The sequence below is a fragment of the Arthrobacter sp. cf158 genome, assembly GCF_900106835.1.
In the GTDB taxonomy this organism is placed as follows: Bacteria; Actinomycetota; Actinomycetes; order Actinomycetales; family Micrococcaceae; genus Arthrobacter.
Genome location: NZ_FNNR01000012.1, coordinates 29,151 through 54,517 on the forward strand (window position 1 = coordinate 29,151; position 25,367 = coordinate 54,517).

At 62.4% G+C, this 25,367-nt stretch carries 27 protein-coding genes; 7 read left to right on the forward strand and 20 right to left on the reverse strand.

All coding sequences use genetic code 11. The features are described 5' to 3' along the window. Nucleotide 1: 1 nt before the first annotated feature. Together pheS and BLW08_RS20475 are read right to left on the reverse strand one after the other, a co-directional pair. Nucleotides 2-1,063 carry a phenylalanine--tRNA ligase subunit alpha gene (gene pheS, locus BLW08_RS20470; protein ID WP_011774334.1) on the reverse strand — a complete coding sequence of 354 codons (1,062 nt, stop codon included), beginning with the start codon at nt 1,061-1,063 and terminating at the stop codon, nt 2-4. A 183-nt stretch (nt 1,064-1,246) separates the two neighbouring features. Next, nucleotides 1,247-2,203 (reverse strand): LppM family (lipo)protein, encoded by a 957-nt coding sequence (locus BLW08_RS20475; RefSeq protein ID WP_091327706.1) that lies wholly within the window; start codon nt 2,201-2,203, stop codon nt 1,247-1,249. Between the two features lie 103 nt (nt 2,204-2,306). Here BLW08_RS20475 and BLW08_RS20480 point away from each other — a divergent pair, with 103 nt between their 5' ends. Then, entirely contained in the window at nt 2,307-2,753 is a 447-nt protein-coding gene (locus BLW08_RS20480; RefSeq protein ID WP_091327708.1) for a hypothetical protein, read from the forward strand. Between the two features lie 2 nt (nt 2,754-2,755). Further along, complete coding sequence (locus tag BLW08_RS20485) at nt 2,756-3,385, forward strand: SIMPL domain-containing protein (protein ID WP_090822531.1); 630 nt, start codon at nt 2,756-2,758, stop codon at nt 3,383-3,385. On the opposite strand, the gene pcp is transcribed toward BLW08_RS20485, so the two are convergent. After that, nucleotides 3,382-4,023 carry a pyroglutamyl-peptidase I gene (pcp, locus tag BLW08_RS20490; protein WP_091327710.1) on the reverse strand — a complete coding sequence of 214 codons (642 nt, stop codon included), beginning with the start codon at nt 4,021-4,023 and terminating at the stop codon, nt 3,382-3,384. The genes BLW08_RS20485 and pcp overlap by 4 nt on opposite strands. A gap of 137 nt (nt 4,024-4,160) precedes the next feature. Here pcp and BLW08_RS20495 point away from each other — a divergent pair, with 137 nt between their 5' ends. Further along, nucleotides 4,161-5,252, forward strand: coding sequence for an Rv2578c family radical SAM protein (locus BLW08_RS20495; protein ID WP_090822527.1), 1,092 nt, complete (start codon nt 4,161-4,163; stop codon nt 5,250-5,252). A gap of 251 nt (nt 5,253-5,503) precedes the next feature. Here the strand turns inward: BLW08_RS20495 and BLW08_RS20500 are convergent, their stop codons facing one another. Further along, entirely contained in the window at nt 5,504-5,962 is a 459-nt protein-coding gene (locus BLW08_RS20500; RefSeq protein WP_091327713.1) for a (deoxy)nucleoside triphosphate pyrophosphohydrolase, read from the reverse strand. A 136-nt stretch (nt 5,963-6,098) separates the two neighbouring features. Here BLW08_RS20500 and BLW08_RS20505 point away from each other — a divergent pair, with 136 nt between their 5' ends. Next, complete coding sequence (locus BLW08_RS20505; protein WP_090822523.1) at nt 6,099-7,304, forward strand: MFS transporter; 1,206 nt, start codon at nt 6,099-6,101, stop codon at nt 7,302-7,304. 75 nt (nt 7,305-7,379) lie between these two features. Here the strand turns inward: BLW08_RS20505 and BLW08_RS20510 are convergent, their stop codons facing one another. From BLW08_RS20510 to infC, 5 genes are all read right to left on the reverse strand, one after another. After that, entirely contained in the window at nt 7,380-8,303 is a 924-nt protein-coding gene (locus BLW08_RS20510; RefSeq protein ID WP_091327716.1) for a cation diffusion facilitator family transporter, read from the reverse strand. A 100-nt stretch (nt 8,304-8,403) separates the two neighbouring features. Beyond that, on the reverse strand, nt 8,404-9,315 hold the full coding sequence (locus tag BLW08_RS20515) for a TrmH family RNA methyltransferase (protein WP_091327719.1): 912 nt from the start codon (nt 9,313-9,315) through the stop codon (nt 8,404-8,406). A 26-nt stretch (nt 9,316-9,341) separates the two neighbouring features. Continuing rightward, complete coding sequence (gene rplT / locus BLW08_RS20520) at nt 9,342-10,013, reverse strand: 50S ribosomal protein L20, sunset domain variant (RefSeq protein WP_090822516.1); 672 nt, start codon at nt 10,011-10,013, stop codon at nt 9,342-9,344. A gap of 119 nt (nt 10,014-10,132) precedes the next feature. Next, complete coding sequence (gene rpmI / locus BLW08_RS20525) at nt 10,133-10,327, reverse strand: 50S ribosomal protein L35 (protein WP_011774324.1); 195 nt, start codon at nt 10,325-10,327, stop codon at nt 10,133-10,135. Nucleotides 10,328-10,444: 117 nt separating this feature from the next. Further along, on the reverse strand, nt 10,445-11,512 hold the full coding sequence (gene infC / locus BLW08_RS20530) for a translation initiation factor IF-3 (RefSeq protein ID WP_090822514.1): 1,068 nt from the start codon (nt 11,510-11,512) through the stop codon (nt 10,445-10,447). Nucleotides 11,513-11,848: 336 nt separating this feature from the next. Here infC and BLW08_RS20535 point away from each other — a divergent pair, with 336 nt between their 5' ends. Continuing rightward, nucleotides 11,849-12,247: a DUF1844 domain-containing protein gene (locus BLW08_RS20535; RefSeq protein WP_090822663.1), complete on the forward strand. Its 399-nt coding sequence runs from the start codon at nt 11,849-11,851 to the stop codon at nt 12,245-12,247. 83 nt (nt 12,248-12,330) lie between these two features. Here the strand turns inward: BLW08_RS20535 and BLW08_RS20540 are convergent, their stop codons facing one another. The 8 genes from BLW08_RS20540 to BLW08_RS20570 form a co-directional block, all read right to left on the reverse strand. After that, complete coding sequence (locus tag BLW08_RS20540; RefSeq protein WP_090822512.1) at nt 12,331-13,635, reverse strand: MFS transporter; 1,305 nt, start codon at nt 13,633-13,635, stop codon at nt 12,331-12,333. Between the two features lie 51 nt (nt 13,636-13,686). Further along, a complete protein-coding gene (locus tag BLW08_RS20545; RefSeq protein ID WP_090822510.1) occupies nt 13,687-14,598 on the reverse strand; it encodes an SseB family protein in 912 nt (303 codons plus the stop codon). Beyond that, nucleotides 14,598-15,341 (reverse strand): bifunctional 1-(5-phosphoribosyl)-5-((5-phosphoribosylamino)methylideneamino)imidazole-4-carboxamide isomerase/phosphoribosylanthranilate isomerase PriA, encoded by a 744-nt coding sequence (gene priA / locus BLW08_RS20550; RefSeq protein ID WP_090822508.1) that lies wholly within the window; start codon nt 15,339-15,341, stop codon nt 14,598-14,600. Before priA ends, BLW08_RS20545 begins: the two co-directional genes overlap by 1 nt. 44 nt (nt 15,342-15,385) lie before the next feature. After that, nucleotides 15,386-15,544 (reverse strand): hypothetical protein, encoded by a 159-nt coding sequence (locus tag BLW08_RS23980; protein ID WP_175538783.1) that lies wholly within the window; start codon nt 15,542-15,544, stop codon nt 15,386-15,388. Further along, nucleotides 15,545-16,288 carry an imidazole glycerol phosphate synthase subunit HisH gene (gene hisH / locus BLW08_RS20555; protein WP_090822507.1) on the reverse strand — a complete coding sequence of 248 codons (744 nt, stop codon included), beginning with the start codon at nt 16,286-16,288 and terminating at the stop codon, nt 15,545-15,547. After that, nucleotides 16,285-16,911 (reverse strand): imidazoleglycerol-phosphate dehydratase HisB, encoded by a 627-nt coding sequence (hisB, locus tag BLW08_RS20560; RefSeq protein ID WP_090822505.1) that lies wholly within the window; start codon nt 16,909-16,911, stop codon nt 16,285-16,287. Before hisB ends, hisH begins: the two co-directional genes overlap by 4 nt. Before the next feature lie 46 nt (nt 16,912-16,957). Continuing rightward, nucleotides 16,958-18,076, reverse strand: a complete 1,119-nt coding sequence (locus BLW08_RS20565) for a histidinol-phosphate transaminase (protein ID WP_091327842.1) — start codon at nt 18,074-18,076, stop codon at nt 16,958-16,960. A gap of 89 nt (nt 18,077-18,165) precedes the next feature. After that, nucleotides 18,166-18,525 (reverse strand): LysM peptidoglycan-binding domain-containing protein, encoded by a 360-nt coding sequence (locus BLW08_RS20570; protein WP_091327724.1) that lies wholly within the window; start codon nt 18,523-18,525, stop codon nt 18,166-18,168. Nucleotides 18,526-18,875: 350 nt separating this feature from the next. Here BLW08_RS20570 and lexA point away from each other — a divergent pair, with 350 nt between their 5' ends. Next, nucleotides 18,876-19,619 carry a transcriptional repressor LexA gene (gene lexA / locus BLW08_RS20575; protein ID WP_090822501.1) on the forward strand — a complete coding sequence of 248 codons (744 nt, stop codon included), beginning with the start codon at nt 18,876-18,878 and terminating at the stop codon, nt 19,617-19,619. A 71-nt stretch (nt 19,620-19,690) separates the two neighbouring features. On the opposite strand, the gene BLW08_RS20580 is transcribed toward lexA, so the two are convergent. Together BLW08_RS20580 and hflX are read right to left on the reverse strand one after the other, a co-directional pair. Next, complete coding sequence (locus BLW08_RS20580; RefSeq protein ID WP_090822499.1) at nt 19,691-21,751, reverse strand: ATP-dependent DNA helicase; 2,061 nt, start codon at nt 21,749-21,751, stop codon at nt 19,691-19,693. After that, nucleotides 21,744-23,306 carry a GTPase HflX gene (hflX, locus tag BLW08_RS20585; RefSeq protein WP_090822498.1) on the reverse strand — a complete coding sequence of 521 codons (1,563 nt, stop codon included), beginning with the start codon at nt 23,304-23,306 and terminating at the stop codon, nt 21,744-21,746. The genes BLW08_RS20580 and hflX overlap by 8 nt, the downstream gene beginning before the upstream one ends. A gap of 493 nt (nt 23,307-23,799) precedes the next feature. On the opposite strand from hflX, the gene BLW08_RS20590 reads away from it, so the two are divergent. Next, complete coding sequence (locus tag BLW08_RS20590; protein ID WP_090822496.1) at nt 23,800-24,414, forward strand: class I SAM-dependent methyltransferase; 615 nt, start codon at nt 23,800-23,802, stop codon at nt 24,412-24,414. On the opposite strand, the gene dapF is transcribed toward BLW08_RS20590, so the two are convergent. Further along, on the reverse strand, nt 24,395-25,363 hold the full coding sequence (gene dapF, locus BLW08_RS20595) for a diaminopimelate epimerase (protein WP_090822495.1): 969 nt from the start codon (nt 25,361-25,363) through the stop codon (nt 24,395-24,397). The two genes, BLW08_RS20590 and dapF, sit on opposite strands and share 20 nt — an antisense overlap. Nucleotides 25,364-25,367: the final 4 nt, after the last annotated feature.

The following is a 25,367-nucleotide window of genomic DNA, read 5'->3' on the forward strand; positions in this document are numbered from 1 at the left end:
GTTAGATCTCCATCCCGAAGTGCTCGCTGAAACGTACGTCGCCTTCGATCATGTCGCGCATATCGCCGACCTCGTTGCGGAACATGAGCGTGCGCTCAATGCCCATACCGAAGGCAAAACCTGAATAGATGTCCGGATCGATGCCGGCTGCCCGGAGGACGTTGGGGTTGACCATGCCGCAGCCGCCCCACTCGATCCACCGCGGACCACCCTTGGCACCCGGGTGCCAAATGTCGAGCTCTGCGGACGGCTCGGTGAACGGGAAGTAGTTGGGGCGCAGGCGGATGGAGGCTTCGTCGCCGAACATCTGGCGGGCGAAGTGCTCCAGCGTGCCACGGAGGTCAGCCATGCTGAGGTTCTTGTCGATCGCCAGCCCTTCGAACTGGTGGAAGACAGGAGTGTGCGTGGCATCGAGTTCATCGGTGCGGAACACCTTGCCCGGGCACAGCACGTAGATGGGTACTTCGCGTTCCAGCATGGAACGAACCTGCACCGGCGAGGTGTGTGTGCGCATCAGCAAGTGGGCTTCGGGCGGCTCCACGAAGAACGTGTCCTGCATTTCGCGCGCCGGGTGGTCCGGCTTGAAGTTCAGGGCATCAAAGTTGAACCACTCGGACTCCACCTCGGGGCCTTCGGCGATTTCCCAACCCATGCCAACAAAGATGTCCGAGACGCGGTCCTGCAGCGTGGACAGCGGGTGGCGTGCACCGGCACGCCGCCGGCGCGGTGCGGCCGTGACGTCCACGGTCTCTTCAACCAGGATGCGGGCGTCGTTCTCGGCTTCGAGAACCTGGGTCCGGGCTGCGAGCGCCTGGTTGACCCGGCCACGGGATGAACCCATGAGCTTGCCGGCGGCAGCCTTGTGTTCCTTGGCGAGGCCACCGATTTCACGGTTGGCGAGGCTCAGGGGCGACTTCTCACCGGTGTGGGCGAGGCGGACAGCCTTGAGTTCATCAAGGGAGGAAGCAGCCGCAATAGCAGCAATGGCGTCCTCGACGGCGGCGGTGATGGCGGCTTCATCCAGCGGATTCGGGATGGCAGCGCCTGGCAAAGTGTCAGTCATCTACTGTTCTTAGCTACGAGTAGGGAACGGCCCGGCAAGGCAGGCCTGCAAAACGAAAGGGCAGTGCTCGCCGCGGACGGCAGGCACTACCCTTCAGTCTAGTTGAACCTCACAGTCGGGATTTAACCCCCAGGGCACGGTTCCGCTATCTGGAATAACGACAGCGGTGTGTCGCCCTTTCGCTTAGGCGCCCGACGCCGGAGGTGCCGTGGGCGGCGGAGGCACCTGGCCGTCGTCGTGCGTCCGTCCGGGCTGCTGCGTTGGCGGCTGCGCTGACTGCGCCGGCGGTTGTGGAGCCTGTGCCGGCGGCGCGCCCGGCGTGTAGCCCTGCCCTGCCCAGTCCTGCTGGGGCTGCTGCGCAGGCTGCTGGGGGTAGGCATCCTGTTGGACCGGGGGCTGGTAGCCCTCCTGCCCAGGCTGGGGTGCATACCCCGGCTGTCCGTTCGGCGCGGCGACCGCGAGCGCGGGTTGCGCCGCTTTCCTGCGCAACAACACGAACAGGAGGATCAATCCTGCAGCAATGACCAGCACCGCCACCAAGACCCAAATGATCCACATCGGGATGCCGGCGTTGGCCTCGGCCTTGGCCTGGACGGATGATTCCTTGATGGAGAGCATGTCAAACTTTGCCGTGTTGCCGTCCACTGTGGCGCCCTTGGCTTCGACCACTTTGCCGGGGAACGTGAACGTCACGGAAGCTTCGTCAAACATGGATTTTGCCATGCTGGACGCCTGCGGATCGCTGCTGTCGGCACCCGTGACGCCGCCCATGGAGAGGACGTAGAAATCGCCCTCCCGTTTGAGCTCAAAGGGATTCTCGGAACTGGAGGACTCAGCGAGCTTGGCTGGGTCAAGGTTGGCTGCGGTGATTCGTTTGCCCTTGTACTTCTCGTCCTCGTAGTCCACTACAGTGGCGCCGTCAGGAATGTCCATCTGCTGGCTGCCGCTGCCGTTGGACTCCATGAATTCGTCAAAGGATTTGTCGCCCAATACTGACTTCTGGATTGCGTAGACAACCTCGTAGTCCACGCTCTTTTCGTTGTTGACCTTCACGGACATGTTGAGCTTGACGCATCCGGTCAGTGCCACCATCACTGCGATCAGGACACCCACCACGCCCATGGCGCGTTTTGCGTTCATCTTCCCTCTTCCCCCATTCGAATCCCCCCGCACCGGTCAGTGCTCGAACAGCGTATCCCTGCGGCCCGCGCCCTGCCAGATGCGACGGGGCTAGCATGGCTTCATGACTCCTGCGCAACGCCTCCGGCAGATCGCAAATGTCCTGAACCTGTCCACGCCTTTGGGACTTGCAGTGGCCGCTTGCTCCCGCTCCGTGGTGACACGCGGTCCGCGGGGACTCATCATCGCGGCGGGTTACCACTGGAAACTCCCGCACGCCGGCGCGTTTACGCTCGGGAACGTCATCCTGTACCGGGCGCCGCAGGGGACGGCCGGCAGGAACGAGGTGCTGCTGGGACATGAGGAGCGGCACAGCACCCAGTATGCGTATTGCCTGGGCCTGCCTTTCCTGGCTCTCTACGGCATCGCAGCCGGGTGGTCCATGCTCCGCAGCGGTAACCCGGGCTCCGGGAATTTCTTTGAACGCCAGGCCGGTCTCGCCGCCGGCGGCTACATTGACCATCACAACCGACGGCAGGACGGTCCTGCCGGCAAGGGAATCGAGGCTTGAGCATGAACCGAACCATTACCGTCACCGGGACTGCGAGCGCAAAGGCCGTTCCGGACCTGGTGACTTTGACGCTCGGGGTGGAGACGCGGCGGGACACCGCAGCCCGAGCCTATGACGACGCCGGGAAGGCGGCTGCCGCCGTCGCCGCCAGCTTGCGCGCAGCGGGAGTGCAGGACGTGGATCTTCGAACAAGTGGCCTGAATCTCCGCGCCGACCTGGTGTGGGTGGAGGGGCAGGGCCAAAAGGTAACAGCCTATGTAGCCTCCACGAATCTGCAGGTGGGAATCCGTTCGCACGCGGATGCGCCGGCGGCCATAGCCGCAGCAGTTGCCGCGGGCGGGGACGACATCAGGATCAACGGGATCGAGCAAGGCTTCGCGGACGCCTCAGCCGTCACTGCCCAAGCGCAGGAGGCAGCATGGCAGGATGCGCGATCCCGTGCCGAACAGTACGCTTCTTTGGCTTCCTCACGGCTTGGAGCCGTAATCTCCGTCTCACAGCAGCCAGTGCATAGCGGTCCGGTCCCCTTGGGCGGAATGGTCCGGGCGTCCTACGCCGCAGAGGCATTGCCGGTGGAGGCAGGCGAGTCTTCCGTTTCCGCCAGCGTCACGGTTGAGTGGGAACTCCTCTAGTGGATGGTGCCGGCAGATATTTTGATATCTCCCTGCGGCTGCAGGGCTGTCCGGACTATGACGGCAATGCCCTCGGCCATTGATTCCAAGGACAGGGAGGGGGCCGTGCTGCCTGCCGGGAGGTGTTCCGGCAGATAGGGAACATGGACAAAGCCGCCAAGGACTCCCGGCCTGGAGGCGAGGGAATGCATCAAGGCATAAAAGACGTGGTTACACACATACGTGCCTGCCGATTGGGAGACTTCACCTTTGATCCCTGCAATCTGGAGGTTTCTGAGCGCGGCTTTGATGGGCAGGCTTGAGAAGTAAGCTGCCGGCCCTCCATCGATGACCTCTTGGTCGATGGGACGCTGGCCCTTGTTGTCCGGAATTCGCGCGTCGTCACAGTTGATGGCCACTCTCTCAAGGGACACACGTTCACGCCCTCCCGCCAGGCCTATGCAGACAACCACGTCCGGACGCAGGCGTGCCATGGCCGCTTCGAGAACCACCGCCGACTCACCAAAGACGCAAGGCAACTCGACGGATTCCACAGCGAGGCCCTCCGCCCGAAGGATGTCCTGGGCCCGGAGCGCAGCCAGCCACGAGGAGTTGACCTCGTCCCCACCGAACGGTTCGAAGCCCGTGAGCAGAATCATGGCCCAACCCTAGCAACACCACAGTGGCTCCCTTGGAGGTCGGCTTCCCGGCTGGCCGGGATCCTGGCTGGCCGGGATCCTGGCCAGCCAGATTCGGAGCCTTGACATTCATTCGAACATACATTCGAATGGAGTTCATGAGATGGGACGCACAAGCACTTACACCGATGCCTGGACCGGCGTCAGACGAGAGCGACGCTGCGGCTCCAGGCCCTGCCCCGGCCTTGGATGCGTTGCTGCCACTCTCCGGGCTTGTGCGTTCCGTCTCGACACCCGAATTCTCCGGAGTCACCTTCCATGAGGTCACCGCAAAGTCAGTGCTCAACAAGGTGCCTTCCGGTTCAAACATGCCCTTCGAGTGGACCGTGAATCCCTACCGCGGCTGCAGCCACGCCTGCGTCTATTGCTTCGCCCGCAACAGCCATACCTATTTGGAATTTGACGCCGGGCGGGACTTCGACTCCCAAGTGGTGGTCAAAGTCAACGCCGCTGAAGTCCTCCGCAAAGAGCTCGCCAAGCCTTCCTGGAAACGACCACAGGTGGCACTTGGCACCAACACGGACCCCTATCAAAGGGCAGAAGGACGGTACGCCCTGATGCCGGGAATCATCCGGGCCTTGGCAGACTCAGGCACACCGTTTTCCATCCTGACCAAGGGCACCTTGCTTGCGAGGGATATCCCCTTACTCAAGCACGCCGCCACCCAGGTACCCGTGGACCTTGGTATCTCCCTGGCCATGACCAATGAGGACCTGGCTGAACTGATCGAACCCGGCACACCCTCCCCCAGGGCACGCCTGAAGCTCATCGCCCGCCTCCGGGACGCTGGCCTTGGCTGCGGCGTCATGGCGATGCCCATCCTGCCGTGGCTCACTGATTCGGACGAGGCCCTTGATTCACTGTTCACCGAATTGACCAACGCAGGGGCCACCGGCGTCACCGCTGGAGCCTTGTACCTCAAACCGGGGACACGGGAGTGGTACATGAAATGGCTGGCCGCCCAGCATCCGGAACTTGTGGGAAAGTACCGTCGCCTTTATGGCCAAGGCAGTTATGCGTCCAAGGAATACCGTGCGTGGCTGACCGGAAGGATCAGCCACTTCAAGGCCAAGTACGGTTTCCTGGGGACGTCGGGATTCAGCCACCGGAACGCCCGCCCCGCGGAAGCCTCAAGTACTCCTGAACCTGGCGCCTCCACTCCCCTCCCGGGGCAGCAGTCTCTCTTCTAAGCAAAGCGGCCAGGGCTCCATACGCACCAAAAGATCGTCCTTTCTGGTCCTCACGGACGGCCAGTAGGTTGTAGAACGGGCTGTGGTTGCCCTCAACCAGAATCTGCTTGTCCGAGCTCAGGCGCCATCGCGGGCATGGCCACCCGGCGGCGCACAGATTTCAGGCCGCGCACTGCAGGAGTTTTTCGCAAGGGCGGTATGAGGCTCTCACATTCGAACGGTACGGCTTCACATGACCGGAAGCCCGCTCTCTACCTCATTGAAACGCCATGCTCCCCGGCGGGTGCGCCCACTCGATCAAGCAAAGCCCGGACAATCGGCAAGTCCGCCGGAATCCACGGGAGATTGAGAGCTTCGTCGCAATTATCCAGAGGGATCCAGTGTAATTCGTCGTGATCTTCCAACGGCTGGGGCTCCCCCGCAGTCACTTCAGCGAACCACACACGCATGGAGGCACGCTCATTGAGCCTCCACCCGTTGTCACTGCCGGATGTAAGCTCCGCCCCGAGCTGAACCTCAATTCCCAGTTCCTCAGCGAGTTCACGGTGCAGGGCGGCCTCAGGGGCCTCCCCTGCTTCCACCTTGCCGCCCGGAAATTCCCACATGCCCGCGAATTGCGGTGGGGCTGTGCGGCGTGCGGCCAGAAGGCGGGTGGGCGTGGCCAGGGAGTCAACGACAGCGGCGCCCACGACGTTTATCAATGCAGTCACTGGACCAGTCTATTGGTGGCTCCGATGATGGGCATCGTCACATTGCAACACTAAGTGGAGTGCACGGGGACTAAACTTGTTATCGGATTTTCTCCGCATTCCCCAGCCCCATCAGGCGCCCTTAAGAAGCAGGCTTATGACTACCACCGTGTCCGCACCCGCCACCGCCAAAGCAGTGAAGCGCCACCTTGGCCTGGCCATCCTGGCCTTGGCCATGGGTGGTTTTGCCATTGGCACTACTGAATTCGCGATGATGGGCCTGCTGAAGGAAATCGAGGAGGGTCTGGGCATCAGCACGCCCCAAGCCGGCAACCTCATTTCTGCCTATGCCTTGGGCGTAGTGATCGGCGCCCCGATCTTCGCCGCTTTTGGAGCCAAACTCCCCAAGAAGCACCTCGCACTGGGCCTCATGCTGTTTCTTTCCCTGGCAAACCTCACCTCCTTCATAGCGCCCGACTATGGTTTCATGCTCCTTTCCCGCTTCGCTTCGGGACTTCCCCACGGAGCCTTTTTTGGTGTAGCCGCTGTCATCGCGGCGGGCCTCGTGGCTCCGACCAAGCGTGGCTGGGCGATTTCCATGGTCATGGCCGGCCTCACGGTCTCCAACGTCATCGGAGTGCCCTTGGCCACGTGGGTGGGGCAGACGTTCGGCTGGCGGCTTCTCTTCATCATTGTTGGCGCTATCGGGTTGCTGACGGTGGCCATGGTGTGGAAATTTGTGCCCTTTGAAGCGGCCCACCCTGATGCCAGCATCCGGCGGGAACTTGGCGCCCTCAAGCGTCTGCAGGTGTGGCTTGCCTTGCTGATCGGCATCATCGGCTTCGGCGGGTTCTTCGCCGTCTACACCTACATCGCCCACACCATGACGTCCGTGGCAGGCATCCCCGAGAGCCTTATCCCGGCCGTTGTAGCCCTCTACGGTCTTGGCATGGTTGTAGGCAACATCATCGGCGGGCGCATAGCCGACAAGTCTGTCATGGGCACCATCTACTGGGTGATGCCTGGAATCGCCGCCGCCCTGGTGGTTTACGCCATCGCCGCGCATTGGGCTTGGGCCGCCTTCATCATGGCTTTTGTGGTGGGCGGCGTGGGGTCAATGCTGACACCGGCACTGCAGACGCGTCTCCTGGATGCTGCCCCGGGGGCGGCGTCCCTGGCCTCGTCACTGAACCATTCGGCCCTCAACATCGCCAATGCCTTGGGCGCCTTCCTTGGCGGCACAGTCATCGCCTGGGGGTGGGGTTACGTAGCTCCCGCACTCGTAGGTGCCGTCCTGGCCATCCTCGGCCTCGGTGTAGCCCTTGTCAGCGGCTTCCTGGAACGCAGGAACCCGCTGGCCTGATCAGCATTTGTCCGCATTATGGTTTAAACGATGAATGGCTCCGCACCTGCGGAGCCATTCATCGTTTAAGGAAACTTACGCTTGCGCCTGAACCCGCTCGATATCCGGTTCAAGGTAGATGACCCTGGCGATCGGCACCGCTGCACGGATCCGCTGCTCAGCGTCGTCGATTCCCTTGGCGATCTCCTCGCCTGTTTCTGAAGCACCCATGGAGATCTTGGCAGCTACCAGCAGCTCTTCCGGTCCAAGGTGGAGCGTCTTGAGGTGGATAATGTGCGTTCCGTCAGCTTCAAGGGCTTCGGTGATACGAAGCACGTCTTCCTTGGTGGCGGACTCGCCCAGCAACAAGGACTTGGTTTCCAATGCCAGAACCACAGCAATGGCCACCAGCAGGAGGCCGATCATTGCCGTGCCGAGGGCATCCCATACGCCGTCTCCGGTTACCAGCGTCATGCTGACGCCAAACAGCGCGAACACGAGGCCCAGCAAAGCGCCAAAGTCTTCCAGAAGGATAACGGGCAGCTCAGGCTGTTTGGCGTTGCGGACAAACTTCACCCACGACTGCTGACCGCGAACATGATTCGACTCGATGATCGCGGTGCGGAACGAGAACGATTCGGCGATGATGGCACCCACCAGGACCGCCAAAGGAACCCACCAGAAGGCGCCCTCGATGCCATGCGGGTGCTGGAACTTCTCCCACGCCTCATAAAGCGCAAACAGGCCACCCACGCTGAACAGCACAATCGACACGATGAACGCGTAGATGTACCGCTCACGGCCATAGCCGAAGGGGTGTTCCGGGCTGGCTGCCCGCTTGGCACGTTTACCGCCCACCAGCAACAGAATCTGGTTTCCTGAATCCGCCACGGAGTGGATGGCCTCAGCGAGCATGGACGATGACGCCGTCAGGAAGAATGCAACGAACTTCAATACAGCGATGCTCAAATTGGCGGCGAGAGCCGCTACGATCGCTTTGGTACCGCCACCTGCAGCCACGAAAGCTTCACCTCTTCGGGTTTGGGAAAGTTTGGAATGGGCCAAGAAGAGTCGTCATCGTCTGATCTTGCAAGCAATACCGTACCCGGGGTGGCGCTGTTTACACATTCCCCACTCGGGCGCCCTGCTGGGAACGTGCACTGGCGTACAGGCAAACAGTGGCTGCCGTACCCAGATTCAAGCTCTCGGCGGCACCGTAAACAGGCACTGCTACCCGGTGATCGGCAAGGGCCAATTCGTTGTCCGACAGACCCTGTGCCTCGTTGCCGAAGAGCCAGGCCGTGGGTGCTTCGAGAGCGTATTCCGACACCACGGATTCGTTGCCCAGCCTTCGCGCAGCATTTTGGTCCTGGAGTTGGTCCAGGTTGACGGTTCCATAGCCGTCAGCGGCGAGGATGCCGATCCCTCGCTCCCGGCACCGCACCACCAACTCATCGACGTCCGCCCCCAGGACAACAGGTAGGTGGAACAAGGAACCTGCCGTGGAGCGGACAGCCTTCGGGTTGTAGATGTCCACACTGGAGCCGGTAAGAACAACCGCATCAGCCCCGGCCGCATCAGCGGCGCGCAGGACCGTTCCGGCGTTGCCGGGGTCTCGCACCTGGCACATGACGGCGATCAGGCGGGGCCCGGCGTCAAGCACTGAATCCAAGCTGACGTCCACAAAACTGCAGACAGCTACGATCCCCTGCGGATTCACGGTGTCCGCCATGGCCGCCAGGACCTCGTCGTTGGCGATCCGGAGCAGCGTGCCGTGTGCCAGGTCGTCCAGTTCCGGAAGGCGGTCAAGGCACGCTTCGCTCGCAAAAACTTCATGCACGACGGCGGAGCCTCCTGCCGCGGTGCGCTCACGGTGGAGACTCAACGCCTCCCGAACAGCTTGCGGGCCCTCAGCCAGGAACCGTCCGCGCTTTAAACGCGCCGGGCGCCCGGCAAGCTTGGCGACGTCCCTCACCCGATCAGCTCGGGGGTTGGTCATCGGAAAGTCTTGCGGGCGCCCGGTTTCGTTCATATATAGAACTTTAGTGGCAGTTGCTACTAGTTCTTGATCTGCTGGCGGGCTTCGCCGCCAGCCGGCTCGAAACCAGCTGCCTTTGCAGCCTCAACCGTGGAGAACCAGTATTCAGCAGCGGTGGTGTTGTACCAGGTGGAACCCGGTACGTGGTACTTCTTGGACTCGGCGTTGCCCTTGATGGCGTAGCCTTCCGGAGCCTCGTCACCGTCGGCTGCAACAGCGCCTTCGATGGCCGGCTTCTCGGAAACGACAGCCTTGACGGCCGTTGCCGTGGCAGCTGCCGGAGCAACCTTTGCCTTGGGAGCAGCCTCAGCCTTGGCGGCCGGAGCGGACGTGTCAGCCGGGAGTGCAGCCTTGGCAATGTTCACCAGAGCAGCGAAAGCGTTGGCGTCGGAGACGGCCAGCTCGGCCAGCATGCGGCGGTCAACCTCAACCTCAGCGGCCTTGAGGCCCTGGATGAGACGGTTGTAGGTCAGGCCGTTGGCGCGGGATGCAGCATTGATGCGCTGGATCCAGAGGCGACGGAAGTCACCCTTCTTCTTGCGGCGGTCACCGTAGCTGTACACAAACGAGTGCAGCAGCTGCTCTTTGGCCTTGCGGTACAGGCGCGAACGCTGTCCGCGGTAACCCTTTGCGCGTTCAAGGACAACCCGGCGCTTCTTGTGGGCGTTTACCGCCCGCTTCACACGTGCCACGTGCGTACTCCTTCAGAAATCTTTATCCCAAGCTGCTACTGCCGGAAACCCGGCCGGCCTGAGAAGGCTTTTGGTGTAGTCGGTTCCTGCCGGATGGCAGGTACCAAAGAACTTGGAACTTAGACGCCGAGCATCTTCTTGATGACCTTGGCATCGCCCTTGAAGACGAGCTTGTCGCCGGCCAAGCGACGGGTCAGCCTGGAGGACTTGTGCTCCAGGTAGTGACGACGGTTGGCCTGCTGACGCTTCAGCTTGCCGGTACCGGTCAGCTTGAAGCGCTTCTTAGCACCGCTGTGGGTCTTCATCTTCGGCATGGGAACCGATCTCCTTACGTATCCACGGACAAGTCCGCGATTCTTTCGCGCAGCCGGCCTACGAGGGCCGGCGTGCTGGTTGCTTGCCGGTGGAGGCCAGGCCTCCGCGGCGTTGAACTAGTTGGTCTTGCGTGATGCAGGCTTCGGCATGGCCTTGGGGGCCGCGGGCCGAGCTGCCGGCTTGGGAGCTGCCGGCTTGGCAACGGGCTTCGGAGCCGCAGGTACTGCGGGTTTCGGAGCCGGAACCACAGGCTTCGGGGCCGCCTCTGCCGGAGCGGCCTTGGCAACCGGAGCCTTGGCGGCCGGGGCAGCCTTGGCCGGAGCAGCCTTGGCGACCGGGGCTTCTTCAACCACGGGCGCTTCTTCCACAACCGGAGCCGGAGCTTCGGCGACAACCGGAGCCTCTTCGACAACCGCAGCTTCTTCAGCTGCCGGGGCTTCTTCAACAACCGGGGCTTCTTCAGCCACGGAAGTTTCAACCTCGGGAGCCTCCACGGCTTCCTGCTTGGCCTCTTCCTCGCCAGCCAGGAGGCCAGCGGGAAGGAGATCACCCAAAGTCTGGGTCAAGGGAGCCTGATCACTGGTGGTGTCCACCCGTCCGGATGCCTTGGCTTCATTCTGGGCCTTGGCTTCGGCACGCTGGGCCGCGCGGCGGGCTTCAGCCTTCGCTTCGGCCTTGTTCTTCAGCGGACCAATCACCATGACCATGTTGCGGCCATCGATGCGGGGGCTCGACTCGACGATGCCAACTTCGGCAACGTCTTCAGCAAACTTCTGAAGCAGGCGGATGCCCATCTCAGGACGCTGCTGCTCGCGGCCGCGGAACTGGATCATGGCCTTGACCTTGTCACCGGCACCGAGGAAACGAAGTGCGTGTCCGCGCTTGGTTTCGTAGTCGTGCTTGTCGATCTTGAGGCGGAAGCGAATTTCCTTCAGAACCGTGTTGGTCTGGTTCTTGCGGGCCTCGCGGGCCTTGACTGCGGCTTCGTACTTGTACTTGCCGAAGTCCATCAACTTGCAAACAGGAGGCTTAGCCTGCGGGGCAACTTCAACGAGATCGAGATCGGATTCGGCAGCAAGACGCAGGGCGTCCTCGATGCGGACAATTCCTACCTGTTCGCCGGCAGGGCCGACCAGCCGCACCTCGGGGACGCGGATACGCTCATTGATTCTTGGCTCGCTAATGTTAAAGCTCCTGTGGTTGTGGTGATGTCACCGGCAAATAGAGAAGGCCCCCAATTGCTGGTGCAATCGAAGGCCTCGAAGATCGGCTGCACTCCCCTTTACGGGAAGTACGCACTTCCGGAGGCTGTGCCACCGGAAGTGTCCGACCATGTACCCGGCAACCTCTGGTCCCCGAAGGGAAACGGCTGACGCGGGTGGGAGAGAACTCCGCTTGCAAACTGAAAGTCAATTCTACAGAAACAACCCGCCAAGCGCACATTGCACGCGGCGGGAGCATTACTGCTGATGTATTCCGTGAATAACGACTTCCAGTCGGTCTGTGACAAGCTTACCAGTATGAGCACTGAAGACAGCAATCCCCGCAACTCCTACAGCGAAGACGCGGCACGAGCCGCCGATTCCGGGGTCTCCCAGCAGATCCGTGACATCGCTGAAGTTCCGGCCGTGGAGGTCATCACCACCGGCGCCGTTCACCTCATGAGCGCAGCCGCAGTGAAGGTTGGCCTGGCGGACGACCCCAACGCTGAGGACCTGAAGGATCTCGACGAAGCCCGCAAGCTGATCACAGCGCTTGCCGGCCTTGTCTCCGCAGCCGCACCTGAAATCGGCTCCCAGCATGCCGGTCCATTGCGCGACGGCCTGCGCTCTTTGCAGTTGGCCTTCCGCGAGGCATCGCTCATCCCGGACGCCCCGGGCAAGGGGCCGGGCGAAAAGTTCACGGGACCCGTGAACTAAGCGGCAACTAACGCAAGTACCAACGACGGCGGGTGGACCACATGTGGTCCACCCGCCGTCGTACTTTCTGCAGTTGCCATGGGCTAGACGCGGGCGGACCGCCGGCGCATCGAGGTGAGCGCCAGCCCTGCAACACAAAGCACGACGCCTGCAAAGCCGATGGCAGCGAAGCCGGCAGATGGCCCAACATTGTCGATGAAGACCCCGGCCAAGGGCGCTCCGAGCGCAACACCGGCTGTCAGCGCCGAGCCGTACCAACCCATTGCCTCGCCGCGGCGTTCCTCATCCACCAGGTCCGCCACCTTCTCCGACGATGCGGACAGGACAGGAGCGCACAGCAAACCGGGCAGCAGCGAGAGGAAAGCCAGCGTCCAGGTGTCCTGGGCAAAGCCCATGGGGATGGTCAGGGCAGCCATACCCAGGAGCAGGAGCATGGGCGAAATCGAACGCTTCATGGAACCGTAGATGAGTCCGCCCACCACGGATGCTGCGCACCAGAAGAAGAACACAATGCCAATCTCGTTCTGGTGCCCGCCACGCTCCAGCAAGCCCACGATGCTGACGTCGGAACCGCTGAGCACCATGCCGGATCCCGCGGCCACCGCAAAGAGTGCCGCAACTGAAACCGTGAACCACGTGAAGTTACTGGCCACCCGGCTACGGATGCCCGCACCGCGCGTTGTCGCCGAGGCCATCTCCGAGGCTGCTTCCTGGACATGCGCTGGCGCAGAGGCCACCATGGCCGCTTCTGCCGCAGCAAGGTCCGCCGCCGCCCGGTCCGCAGACTCCTGGGGAGTGCACACTGCTTCACTGCGCGTTGGCGGGTTGAACCACATCAGGAACAGCCCGGCCGCTGACACGGAAATGCCCACGGCGGTGAGACCAATCGCGGAGAAACCACTGGTGGCAACAATGGCACCAACGGCCGGGCCTATCATGAACACGAGTTCGGTGGCGATGGAATCCAGGGCGAAGGCCGAGCGCCGCTGCTCCCCGTCCACCATCACGCCCAGTGACTGACGGACCACACTGAAGATGGGCAGCGTAAACAGACCACCCACAAACACCAGGGGCAGCAGCCACTCGTACGATACGTGCGGAACAATCGACCAGATGACCGTCTCTGAGACAACGGAAGGGATGAGCGCCTTCCTGAGGCCCACCAGGTCCACCCGCCGGCCACGCCATGGCGCGCCCAGGGCAATGCCAATGGTCATCACGGCGGCCGCGGCACCAGCAGCCGCGTATCCCTGCCCCAGAGTCAACACAATGTGCAGGGTAAGAAGCACGCCCGCAGCGGAGTGCGGGATACGGGCAATCATGCCCACAACCAACAACCGCCGGACAGGACGGATGGACAGCATCTCTTTGTAGAGAGCGAAGTTCACTGCAAAATCCTCTTGTTCCCCCGGGGCAGCCCCGGGGAACGGGTGCTGCCGTTAGTGCCGCCCAGGCTCCTGTGCCGCGCGCTGCAATTTAACTTCCATGGAGTCAACGCCTTCGGCGAAGGAATCCATCCCTGCCCACGCATCGTTCAATTGGGCAACGAGCGTCTGCACAGCCACGGCATCAAGGCCATCTTCCAGGAAGAGGACAACCCGCAGCTCAGGTCCCGCACCGCCGCCGGCCACCGTTCGGCCGTCGGCCGTGAGGGACGCAACTCCGGCCCCGGGTTGCGTCTCGAGCCGTCGGACCGTCCGGAAGGACGAGACTGTTGAAGCGAGAGCAGCCTCCAGTTGATCATCCAGGTATGACGGCGTCCAGTCCCGCTGTTGGGCCAGTGCCCACATGGCCGGGCGTCGGACAACAAACGTGAAGTCGGAACCCGGATCCAGGACCAGCAACTGGGCACCCTCGGACACGGCGGAAAGTGCCGCCCGGGCCGCATAAACGGCCACAGGCCGTGCGTCCGGGTGCCACGCCTCAAGTGCTGCTGCAGACGTGAACACGGGCATGGCCTTCCGACCATCCGGAGCCTTGAGTGTGACCAATGCCATATCGGCCTGCTTGTCTGCGTGCAGGCCGTCGACGCCTTCGGCTTCCTCGGCAAGCTGGGCAACAACCGGCACGAACACCCTCGTCGTCGCGAGGGATGCCACGACGTCTGATTCACTTCCCGTTCCAGCCAGCAACGAGGCAATTGCTGCGAGGTAGCCTTCGCCGGCGGAACCGTCGTCGTCCTCGAAGTTATGGATTTTGGCGTCGTCGCCTTCAAAGCTCCTGCCCGCCCACGGCTGGCCTGCAGAATCAGTCGCTCCGCCGGCACCCGCCAAAGCCGCCGCGATGTGACCCGGGAGTTCGCGTCGGCCGTGGCCATGTTCGCCGTGCTGGTGTCCTGCGTCGTGGGGCATCAGCGGCGGCCGGCTACGTCCAGGGCTTCGGGCAGCGTAAAGGCCCCGGCATACAACGCCTTGCCGACGATCGCACCTTCAACGCCCAGCGGTACGAGCTCGCGCAGCACCCGCAGGTCTTCAAGGCTGGAGATACCACCAGAAGCCACAACAGGCTTGCCGGTTTTCTCCACCATCTGGCGCAGCAGGTCCACGTTCGGACCCTGCAACGTACCGTCCTTGGTGACGTCGGTGACGACGTACCGCGCACAGCCAGCGTCCTCAAGACGGGCCAAGACCTCCCAGAGGTCACCACCCTCCTTGGTCCAGCCGCGTCCGGCAAGCGTTGTTCCGCGGACATCGAGTCCGACGGCGATCTTGTCACCGAAACGGTCGATCGCCCGACGGGTCCATTCAGGGTTCTCCAGCGCAGCCGTGCCAAGGTTCACGCGGGCAACGCCCAGCTCCAAGGCACGCTCCAGAGATTCGTCATCCCTCAGGCCACCGGACAGTTCCACCTTGACGTTGAGCTGGGACACCACCTCGCTGATGAGGGCGGCGTTGTTGCCACGTCCAAAAGCGGCGTCGAGGTCAACCATGTGCACCCACTCGGCGCCGGCATTCTGCCAGTTCAGGGCTGCTTCGAGGGGCGTTCCGTAGCTTGTTTCCGAGCCGGCTTCGCCCTGCAGGAGCCGGACTGCCTGGCCATCAACGATGTCGACGGCGGGCAGGAGTTCCAGAACGGACTGGGTAGAGGTGGTCATGTGTGTCCTTGAAGTTTCGAGGGTGACGGGGTCAGGTAGCGGATTCAGCTACCGGGTAGCGTCAGGAGGTAGGCAGCCAGCAGGGACATCCCGGCCAGCACGTAGAAAGAAATGGAGACCCAGCGGGGCTTCTTTTGCTGATGGAAGGAGATCCCGCCACCCACCAGCACGCCGGCGAGGCCCATGAGGACAACAGACCACATTTAGGCGGCACCGCTTCCGGTGGTTTCAGTTACCGGCTTTCGCAAGCCATCAACCCAGTTCCGCAAGAGCCGGGCTCCGGCGTCACCCGATTTCTCTGGGTGGAATTGGGTAGCGCATAGAGGCCCGTTCTCCACGGCCGCAATGAAGCGCGCGCCATGCTCGGACCATGTGACCATCGGCGGAGCCATGCGGGGCTGCACGACGTCGAAGTTCCACTCCTGCACACCATAGGAGTGCACAAAGTAAAAGCGTTCCTGCTCGACGCCGGCAAAGAGCTTGGAGCCCTCCGGCACGTCCACCGTATTCCACCCCATGTGCGGGACAACGGGGGCAGGAAGAAGCTCCACCTTTCCCGGCCATTCCGCCATGCCTTCGGACTCGGTGCCGTGCTCGACACCGGCTTCGAAGAGGACCTGAAGGCCAACGCATATAGCCAGGACGGGGCGCCCGCCGGCAACCCGTCGCCCGATCATTCGGATCGCATCAACTGCTTTGAGTTCCTTCATGACCGTCTCAAAGGCACCAACGCCGGGAACTACCAAGCCATCAGCGTTAAGCACATCTTCCGGCTTGGCGCTCAGCACTACGTGGGCACCGGCTCGTTCCAGTGCACGAACGGCGGAGCGGACGTTGCCGGAACCGTAGTCCAGGACTGTAACGGTGGGCTTGCCCTCAGGGGACTCAGGCTTCACCGATGCGATGGCGTCAGCCACAGCACCATCTTTCAGCACCTGGCCACTCATAGTGCTCCCTTGGTGGAGGGGATTCCCTCAACGCGCGGATCCGACTCAACAGCAGCACGGAGGGCCCGCGCGAACGCCTTGAACTGCGCCTCCACGATGTGGTGCGGATCCCTGCCGGCCAGAACATTCATGTGCAGGCAGATTCCGGCATGGAGGGTGATGGCCTCGAACACGTGGCGGGTCAAAGAGCCGGTGAAGTGACCACCGATGAGGTGGTACTCCTGGCCTGCGGGCTCGCCGCCGTGCACCAGGTACGGGCGCCCGGAAACGTCCACCACCGCATGGGCAAGGGCCTCGTCCAAGGGAACCGTAGCTTCGCCGAAGCGACGAATTCCAGCTTTGTTGCCCAAGGCAGTGCGCAAGACCTCACCGAAAGTGATGGCCACATCCTCCACCGTGTGGTGGGCATCGATGTGGGTGTCACCGGTTGCCTTCACGGTCATGTCAATCAAAGAATGCTTGCTCAAGGCAGTCAGCATGTGGTCGTAAAACGGAACCGATGTGCTGATGTCCGAGACACCGGAGCCGTCCAGGTTGATCTCCACCAGAACGGAGGATTCGCTGGTGGTGCGCTCCATGCGCGCAGTGCGGGCAGCGGACGGCGTAGCGCCGGTTTCGCTCATTGGGACGTCCTTATACACGGAGGATGGGTTGGGTCTATTGACAAGTTTAGGCGGGCTGTGAAGTCTTGCCATCCAAGAGCGCCTCCAGGGCTTCCAGGAAGGCGGTGGTTTCCCGCTCTGTTCCGGCAGTGACACGCAAGTGGCCGGGGATACCGACGTCGCGAATCAGCACGCCCGCATCCAAGAGGCCCTGCCAAATACCGTGGGGATTTTCCAAGCCGCCGAAAAACACATAGTTGGAGTCCGAGGCAGACGGCTTGAGGCCCATGCGCAGGAGTTCGGTCACGATGCGATCGCGCTGGACCTTAATGTCTTCGACGTCGGCCATCAGCGCTTCGCGGTGGCTCAGGGCTGCGAGGGCGGTTGCCTGCGTAACTGCAGACAAGTGGTACGGAAGGCGCACCAGCCTGATGGCGTCCGTGACCTCGGGGGCCGCCGCCATGTAACCCAGCCGCGCACCCGCAAGGGCGAACGCCTTACTCATGGTGCGGGACACGATCAGTCGCTCACGTCCGGGAAGCAAGGTCAAGGCGCTGGGCGTATTGTCGTGGGCGAACTCGTGGTACGCCTCATCCACGATGACGATTGCCTGGCTGGCTTCTCCGGCCTCATATACGGCCTCGACCACATCCAGGCCCAAGCCGGTCCCCGTGGGGTTGTTCGGCGAACACAGGAACACAATATTGGCTCCGGTTTCACGAACCTGCGCAGCAGCCGATGCCGCGTCCAAGCCATAGTCATCAGCACGGACGCCGCGGACATACTCCGTGTCAGTTCCGCTTGCGAGCAGCGGATACATGGAATACGTAGGAGGGAAGCCCAGGGCTTTCCGTCCGGGTCCGCCAAATGCCTGGAGGATCTGCTGGAGGACTTCGTTGGACCCATTGGCTGCCCAGATGTTGGCCGGCGAGAGTCCGTGGCCAAGGTACTCAGCAAGTGCCTCGCGGAGTTCAGTAAACTCGCGATCCGGGTAGCGGTTCAGCCCGGTAGCAGCTGCGGCGACGGCCTCGGTGATGGCGGCTTGAACATCCGCCGGCACACCGTGAGTGTTTTCGTTGACATTGAGCAGAATGGGGACATCAAGCTGCGGTGCGCCATAGGGGCTCAGTCCACGCAGGTTGGTCCGGAGGGGTAGTCGGTCAAGTCGCTCAAGCTGGTCACTCACCACCACAGTTTAAGGGGCTGCCGCTACTGCCTACTAACTGTGACGCCACACCACCGCTTTCGACCCTCCCTGAAGACTGCTTGAAGGACTCAGTTGGCGGGGACGAACAGTTGCTGGCCGGGCTGGATACGGCCGCCGCGGAGATCGTTCAGCTGGATGATTTCCGCGATGACGTCGCGGGGGTCACGCTCCGGAGCTGCCGCCCCGGCAATCCCCCACAGCGACTGACCGGGCTGGACAGTGACGCTCTGGGCAACAGGCGGCTGCAACTGCGATTGCGAGTCCGACGCCTTGGCCGGCGAGGTGATGAATCCGGCCAGGCTCAGGAGCGCAGCCACCAGCAGCATTGCAGGGATGCCGAAGAAGACGATCCGTCCCCGCCGGGTGAGACGCAGGCGGGCGGGTGCCTGGGTGGTGCGGAAATCAGCGAACGTAGTGATTGCGGACATGAGCTGAGCCCTTCTGAGCTATTGCCTTGCGACGGATTGCCCGGCGCCTGGCTGCCAATTCTTTGTGCACTCCCGGACCCAAGACCTGGATGTTCGAACACTTTCTTCGAACATCCAGCTTCAGCGTCAGGTTTATAGAACACATATTCGAACCTTGCTATGACATTTTTAGCACTTATCAACGAACGGTGTCGAGACTCGCTAGAACAAATGTTTGATAAACGCCTGTGCCTGCCCTACGTTTGAGTGAAGAAACAGCACTGTTTCAGTGGAACAGGAGGGTCTGACATTTTTTGCAGACCTGACATCCCCGGGCACCTTCCGGGGCGAATGGAAAGGCATTGGCGAACATGGCAGCGAAAGCCACAGGCGGCGGGGCACCCCTGCGGAGCCAGCAGCCTCAAAAGAGTCCCAAGAGCCTGACTGTCCGGCAGAAAAAGATCCTGGAGACCATCCAGCGCTCCGTCAATGACAACGGGTATCCGCCCAGCATGCGCGAGATCGGCGACACCGTAGGCCTGGCAAGCTTGTCCAGCGTCACGCACCAGCTTTCCCAGCTGGAGAAGCTTGGTTACCTGCGCAGGGACCCCAAGCGTCCTCGCGCCATGGAAGTCCTGATGCCCTTGACCTTGGATGGCGGACCGATTCCTGGAGTCGAAGCGCCCACGACACTTCGCAGCGCCGGTGGTCTCGCCGTTACGGAGCTGGCCAGTGCAAGTGATACCGCCATGGTTCCCCTGGTAGGCCGTATCGCGGCCGGCGGTCCCATCCTGGCTGACCAGACAGTGGAAGACGTACTGCCCCTCCCCCGGCAACTCGTAGGGCACGGCGAACTGTTCATGCTGAAGGTGGCCGGAGACTCCATGATCGATGCCGCCATCTGCGACGGTGACTGGGTAGTGGTGCGCCGCCAGAATGACGCCATCAACGGCGACATCGTGGCCGCCTTGCTGGACGACGAAGCCACGGTGAAGACGTTCCGCCAGCGCGATGGGCACACCTGGCTGCTACCACAGAACACCCAGTACGAGCCCATCCTTGGCGATCAGGCCACCATCATGGGCAAGGTTGTCTCGGTCCTGAGGTCCCTCTAACGCAGAGGTCCTCTGTATCCGGGCCCCTCTGCATCGGAACTCACCTGCACCCAGAAAGCGCCCAGGGCCTCCTAAGAGGCTTTGGGAGAGCCCAGGCGCTCCAGGACGCCCCGCACCACTGTTCGGTCGGTGGTCGCCCAGAACGGCGGTAGGGCAGCCCTCAGGAACCCGCCATAACGTTCCGTCGACAACCTGGAATCGAGCACAGCCACGACTCCTTTATCGCCGGTTGAACGGATGAGGCGTCCGGCACCCTGGGCCAACCGGATGGCGGCATGCGTTGCTGACACGGCCATGAACCCATTGCCACCCGACTGTGCGACAGCCCGCGAACGGGCAGTCATCAGGGGATCGTCCGGACGCGGGAAGGGAATGCGGTCGATCACCACAAGGCGGCACGAACCACCCGGTACGTCAACGCCTTGCCACAGAGACATGGTTCCGAAGAGGCAAGTGTCCGGCTCATCTGCGAATTGTTTTACGAGGGCTGCCATGGTGGATTCGCCCTGACAGAGGATGTCCACGTCCAGGCGGAGCCGCATGGCGTCGGCGGCTTCTTCCGCAGCCCGCCGTGACGAGAAGAGACACAGTGCTCCCCCGCCGGAGGCACGGATGAGGTCTTCCAACTCGTCGAGTGCCTCAGGCGATGTACCGCGGCCAGGTTTGGGCAGATGCTTCGCAACATACAACACACCTTGCTTTGGGTAATCGAAGGGCGAGCCAACATCGATCCCAGTCCAGCTTGGTGCGCCGTCGCCAATCAGCCCCAACCCACCGGCGGCCGGCTCGAAGGCAGATCCAATAGCCAGCGTGGCGGAGGTCAGCACCACGGTGTGGCCCGCGAACAAGCCTTCACGCAAGCGTCCTGCAACACTGAGCGGGGCGATGTTAATCAGTGCCGGTGCAGTCTCGTCCGGTTGCGCATAACCCTGTTGGGGGTCAAAGGTGCTGTTCCTTGAGAACCACACCACTTCCCGGTTTTCCTTGGCAGCGAGCATGCGTTCGCACAGTTCAAGAATGAGCATGAGCCGTGAGCGTGCGAGCTGCCTGCCGCCGTCCACCGCGTTTGAGGAGTCGGTCTTCGAATCGGACAAGGCCGCACGCGTGGCGTCGCGCAGTTGGTCCAGGCAATCGAGCTGCTCATCATTGAGCCCACTGGGCAGCAACCCGTTGGATACCCCCGCTATGGCCATATCCAGGCGCTCCGCCGCAGCGTTGAGGGCATCAACTGTGATGGCGGTGTGCTTGCGGGCGCTCGAGGCCGCGGCATGGACCATTGCCACGGACAACTGGCCGGAGACGGCACCTGTGACGCGGTCCTGCAATTCGTGGGCCTCGTCCACCACCACGACGTCGTATTCAGGCAGGACGGCCAGGCCCTCAAAGGCGCTGACCGCGAGCATGGCATGGTTGGTGACCACGACGTCGGCCTCAGCTGCGCGGGACCGCGCCAGTTCACTGAAGCATTCTTCGGCAAGCGGACACTTCTGCGCACCGAGGCATTCCATGGATGTGACGGATACTTGCCGCCAGGCCCTGTCGGTGACGCCCGGCATGAGTTCGTCACGGTCCCCCGTGGACGTTTTCCCGGCCCACTCGCGCAGCCGGACCACTTCCTTGCCCAGCTGGGATTGCGGCCCGCCCATGGAGGCAGCGAAGTGCGGCACACTGGTGTCCTCGCCCAACGAGAACAGCTGCCCTTCGGAGGGTTCTTCGCTGGGGAAGCCGCCTTCGAGTTTCTGCAGGCACACGTAATTGGCCCTGCCCTTGACCAGCGCCACGTTGACCGGGCGTTCAAGGGCAGGATTGATGGTCTCCAGCAGCCGGGGAAGATCGCGGCCAACAATCTGGGTCTGGAGTGCCAAGGTGGCGGTGGACACGAGGGTGGGCTTATCGCTGTCCATGGAATGGGCGATCAACGGAATCAGGTAAGCCAACGACTTACCTGTTCCCGTTCCCGCTTGGACCAGCAGGTGCTCCCCGGTCTCGATGGCGCGCGTAACATGCTTGGCCATTTCGTGCTGACCGGCCCGGCTTTGACCGCCCATGCCGGCAACAGCCCGGTCCAACAGCTCGAGGGTGGCCTTCTCCCCCACCGATTCGACGGCGTCCGCCGCCACCTTCTCAACCATTACTGACGAATGACTCCAGTTCGGCTGCCAGGCCCTCGCGGACCATCACGACAACACGGGTTCCGCTTTCCTCATGTTCCAGGCTGAGGATCTCCGAGTCAGAGCTGTGCAGCTTGCTGATCATTTCACCGCGATCGTAAGGAATGAGCAGCTCCAAACGCACCCCCGGCCGGGGAATGGACTGGCTGATGTCTTCCAGCAATTCGGCGATGCCCTGTCCGGTGCGGGTGGAAACCACCGCGTGCCGGGGTTCCTTCTGCTTGAGGCGCTCCACCACAAACGGATCCGCAACATCAACCTTGTTCAAGACAATGATTTCCGGAACCTTCCGCGCATCCACTTCCGTGAAAACGGAGCGCACGGCAGCGATCTGGCCTTCCGGGTCCGGGTGCGAAGCGTCCACAACGTGGAGGATCAAGTCCGCATCCGCCACTTCTTCCAGCGTGGAGCGGAATGCCTCGATCAGCTGCGTGGGCAGTGACCTGACGAACCCCACAGTGTCGGCCAGCGTGTAGCCGATCCCGTCCGGGGTCTGCGCCTTACGGACCGTAGGATCCAAGGTAGCGAACAGGGCGTTCTCCACCAGGACACCTGCGTCAGTCAGACGGTTGAGCAATGACGACTTGCCGGCGTTGGTGTACCCGGCGATAGCTACTGAAGGAACAGCATTACGACGGCGGTTGGCCCGCTTGGTTTCGCGGGCCGGCTTCATGGCGGCGATTTCTCGACGCAACTTGGCCATGCGCGTGCGGATTCGCCGGCGATCGAGTTCAATCTTGGTTTCACCGGGACCACGCGAGCCCATACCGGCACCGGCACCGCCCACCTGGCCACCGGCTTGACGGGACATGGAGTCGCCCCAACCACGGAGGCGCGGGAGCAGGTACTCAAGCTGGGCAAGCTCAACTTGAGCCTTGCCTTCGCGGCTCTTGGCGTGCTGGGCGAAGATGTCAAGAATCAGCGTGGTTCGGTCAACAACCTTGACTTTCACGATGTCTTCAAGCCCGCGTCGCTGCGACGGTGCAAGTTCGGTGTCCACCACAACGGTATCTGCGCCGGTGGCGGCCACGATGTCCTTGAGCTCCTGGGCTTTGCCCGACCCAAGGAATGTGCCGGGGTCCGGCTTCATGCGCCGTTGAACCAGGCCATCGAGAACCTCTGAACCTGCGGTCTCCGCCAGCGCTGCGAGCTCGCGGAGCGAATTCTCAGCATCGGCCAGTGTGCCCTCGGTCCACAGGCCGGCCAGAACGACGCGTTCAAGGCGCAGCTGCCGGTACTCGACCTCGGTGACATCCTCGAGTTCAGTGGACAGTCCGGCTGTACGGCGCAGCGCACGACGTTCGGCCAGATCTTCCTGGTCGCCATCGTAAATGCTGTGTTCCTGGTCGAGCGTGGAAATCGCCTGCGCTTTGCCGAACACACCACCGGCATCGTCGTCATCGGATGTTTGCGCAGGTACATCCTTGGAAAGAATCCGGTCGATGACGGCCTGGATTTGTTCAGGACTCATGTCCTGGGCGTCGGAATCGGATCCGGAGTGCTTCTGGGTGGTCATGGTCTCCTTAGACTGTTCGGCAATTCCAGAATAGTGCTGTTTGCTGTTCGATGGGGCGCTCTTCGCGCTGGGCTGACGGGCTTGGGCCAAAAGGGGCCTCCTGAGTGCTGGACGGCCACACCTGAGAAGGCGTTAGGCCGATGCGATCGAGCGGGATTGGTTCCGCAGGGAGGTCCTGGCTCATCTGGGGAGCACCGTCCACCAAAGCCACGGACCGATCGAAGGGGTCCGCAGTACTTCTTGGGTGGTGATCTTCAGAGAGTCCGCCTCCAGCGTTTGGGAGTCGGCGGACTGAGCCGGATGTGGACCTGCCGGGCGGAAAGGCTGCGGGCTGGGCTGAAGAGCCAAGCGAGCCTGCGTCGCGGGCGGTGCCGGGAATCGGCTGATTACTCGAAGATCAAGAACATGCGTTCAACAATAGCAGTCCCTGTCAACCTGCTTTCGCACCCCGGCAGTTTCCCAAGGCGCCAATAGCCAACTAATCTGGCAAATTATGGAGTCTGCACACTATTTCACTGCCCAGCCCGCTGGACCGTTCACCCGCAAGCCCCTCACGGTGGAACTCGCCGGGGAGACACGCCACCTGCAGACTTCTTCCGGCATCTTCAGCCCCGACGCTGTAGACAAAGGGACGGCGATTCTCTTCGCCGAAGTTCCGCCGCCTTCCCCCAAGGGAAACCTGCTGGACATCGGCTGCGGTTGGGGGCCGATAGCCCTTACTTTGGGTCTCATGGCGCCCCACGCCCACGTGCACGCTGTGGATGTCAATGAGCGCTGCGTGACCCTGACCAACGAGAACGCGTCCGCGTTGGGCTTGGCCAACGTGACCGCCAGCCTCCCCGACGAGGTGGATCCCGCCGTCGAGTTCGACACCATCTGGTCCAATCCGCCCATCCGGATCGGCAAGGACGAACTTCACTCGCTGTTGCTGAAGTGGCTGCCCCGCTTGGCGCCGGGCGGGAGCGCCTGGCTGGTTGTTCAGAAGAACCTTGGCTCGGACTCGCTCCAGCGGTGGCTGTCCACCGAACTGGACGAAACCTTCACAGTGTCCCGCGAAAGCACATCCAAGTCCTTCCGGATCATTCGGGTCAGGAAAGCGTCCCGGTAGCAACGATCACGGCGGGGCCGCTGAGCTCCACGTGTTCGCGGCCGCCAGCACCGGGGAAGAACTTAACGCCCACGACGCCGCCGGGCACGTTGACGTGCCAGTCGTTCGGGGCGGTGTTGCCGGCCCAGTGACGAATGGCCACGGCAGCGGCGCAGGCCCCTGTGCCACATGACTGGGTTTCCCCCACGCCACGCTCGTGGACGCGCATGGTGATGGTTCCCACGCCGTCCTCAACCAAAGGTTCGGCAGGAACGACGAATTCGACGTTGGTTCCATTGGCAGGCTTGGGATCGACGACGGGAGCTTTGAACAGCTGGGTAGCGGCAAGCTCACCGAGTTCAGCCAGGGCAACTACCGTGTGGGGGTTTCCCATGCTGACGGAAAGCCCTGGCCGTGCCACTTCCAGGCCATCCGCGCTGACCAGGGCATCCATGGCCTTGCTGGTGGCCTCTTTGGGGAAGATGAACTCCCACGGACCCATATCCACGGCATAGCCGTTGGCAGTGCGGACAATCTTCTTGATGCCGCCTCGAGTGCCAATGGTCAGGGTCTCCCCCGGCCCCAGTGCCACCAAATTCTCGGCAATGAGGAAATGCACGAAGACGCGAACTCCGTTGCCGCACATCTCCGACAGTGAGCCGTCACCGTTGCGGTAGTCCATAAACCATTCGGCAGCAGCATCCAACTCAAGCAAGGCCCGGCCCTCGGGGAGGAATCGTGACGGGACGGCCCGGATAAGTCCGTCGCCCCCAATTCCCACATGCCGGTCACACAGCTGGGCGACCTGGTCCGGGGAGATTTCATGGGCATCGCCCGGGTCTGCAATCAGGACGAAGTCGTTTCCCGTTCCGTGGCCCTTGGAAAACGCAAGCCCGGCAAGGCTGGAAGCGGTTACGGAAGCACCGGCAGCTACTGGCTGCAGGGCGGGAAGGGCGGCGGTTTCATCCATGGTT

Coding starts and splice junctions, on each gene's coding strand:
- pheS (WP_011774334.1), bottom strand. CDS start 1,063: ATGACTGACACTTTGCCAGGCGCTGCCATCCCGAATCCGCTGGATGAA.
- BLW08_RS20475 (WP_091327706.1), bottom strand. CDS start 2,203: ATGAACGCAAAACGCGCCATGGGCGTGGTGGGTGTCCTGATCGCAGTG.
- BLW08_RS20480 (WP_091327708.1), top strand. CDS start 2,307: ATGACTCCTGCGCAACGCCTCCGGCAGATCGCAAATGTCCTGAACCTG.
- BLW08_RS20485 (WP_090822531.1), top strand. CDS start 2,756: ATGAACCGAACCATTACCGTCACCGGGACTGCGAGCGCAAAGGCCGTT.
- pcp (WP_091327710.1), bottom strand. CDS start 4,023: ATGATTCTGCTCACGGGCTTCGAACCGTTCGGTGGGGACGAGGTCAAC.
- BLW08_RS20495 (WP_090822527.1), top strand. CDS start 4,161: ATGAGATGGGACGCACAAGCACTTACACCGATGCCTGGACCGGCGTCA.
- BLW08_RS20505 (WP_090822523.1), top strand. CDS start 6,099: ATGACTACCACCGTGTCCGCACCCGCCACCGCCAAAGCAGTGAAGCGC.
- BLW08_RS20515 (WP_091327719.1), bottom strand. CDS start 9,315: ATGAACGAAACCGGGCGCCCGCAAGACTTTCCGATGACCAACCCCCGA.
- rpmI (WP_011774324.1), bottom strand. CDS start 10,327: ATGCCGAAGATGAAGACCCACAGCGGTGCTAAGAAGCGCTTCAAGCTG.
- BLW08_RS20535 (WP_090822663.1), top strand. CDS start 11,849: ATGAGCACTGAAGACAGCAATCCCCGCAACTCCTACAGCGAAGACGCG.
- BLW08_RS20545 (WP_090822510.1), bottom strand. CDS start 14,598: ATGCCCCACGACGCAGGACACCAGCACGGCGAACATGGCCACGGCCGA.
- priA (WP_090822508.1), bottom strand. CDS start 15,341: ATGACCACCTCTACCCAGTCCGTTCTGGAACTCCTGCCCGCCGTCGAC.
- BLW08_RS23980 (WP_175538783.1), bottom strand. CDS start 15,544: ATGTGGTCTGTTGTCCTCATGGGCCTCGCCGGCGTGCTGGTGGGTGGC.
- hisH (WP_090822507.1), bottom strand. CDS start 16,288: ATGAGTGGCCAGGTGCTGAAAGATGGTGCTGTGGCTGACGCCATCGCA.
- hisB (WP_090822505.1), bottom strand. CDS start 16,911: ATGAGCGAAACCGGCGCTACGCCGTCCGCTGCCCGCACTGCGCGCATG.
- BLW08_RS20570 (WP_091327724.1), bottom strand. CDS start 18,525: ATGTCCGCAATCACTACGTTCGCTGATTTCCGCACCACCCAGGCACCC.
- lexA (WP_090822501.1), top strand. CDS start 18,876: ATGGCAGCGAAAGCCACAGGCGGCGGGGCACCCCTGCGGAGCCAGCAG.
- BLW08_RS20580 (WP_090822499.1), bottom strand. CDS start 21,751: ATGGTTGAGAAGGTGGCGGCGGACGCCGTCGAATCGGTGGGGGAGAAG.
- hflX (WP_090822498.1), bottom strand. CDS start 23,306: ATGACCACCCAGAAGCACTCCGGATCCGATTCCGACGCCCAGGACATG.
- BLW08_RS20590 (WP_090822496.1), top strand. CDS start 23,800: ATGGAGTCTGCACACTATTTCACTGCCCAGCCCGCTGGACCGTTCACC.
- dapF (WP_090822495.1), bottom strand. CDS start 25,363: ATGGATGAAACCGCCGCCCTTCCCGCCCTGCAGCCAGTAGCTGCCGGT.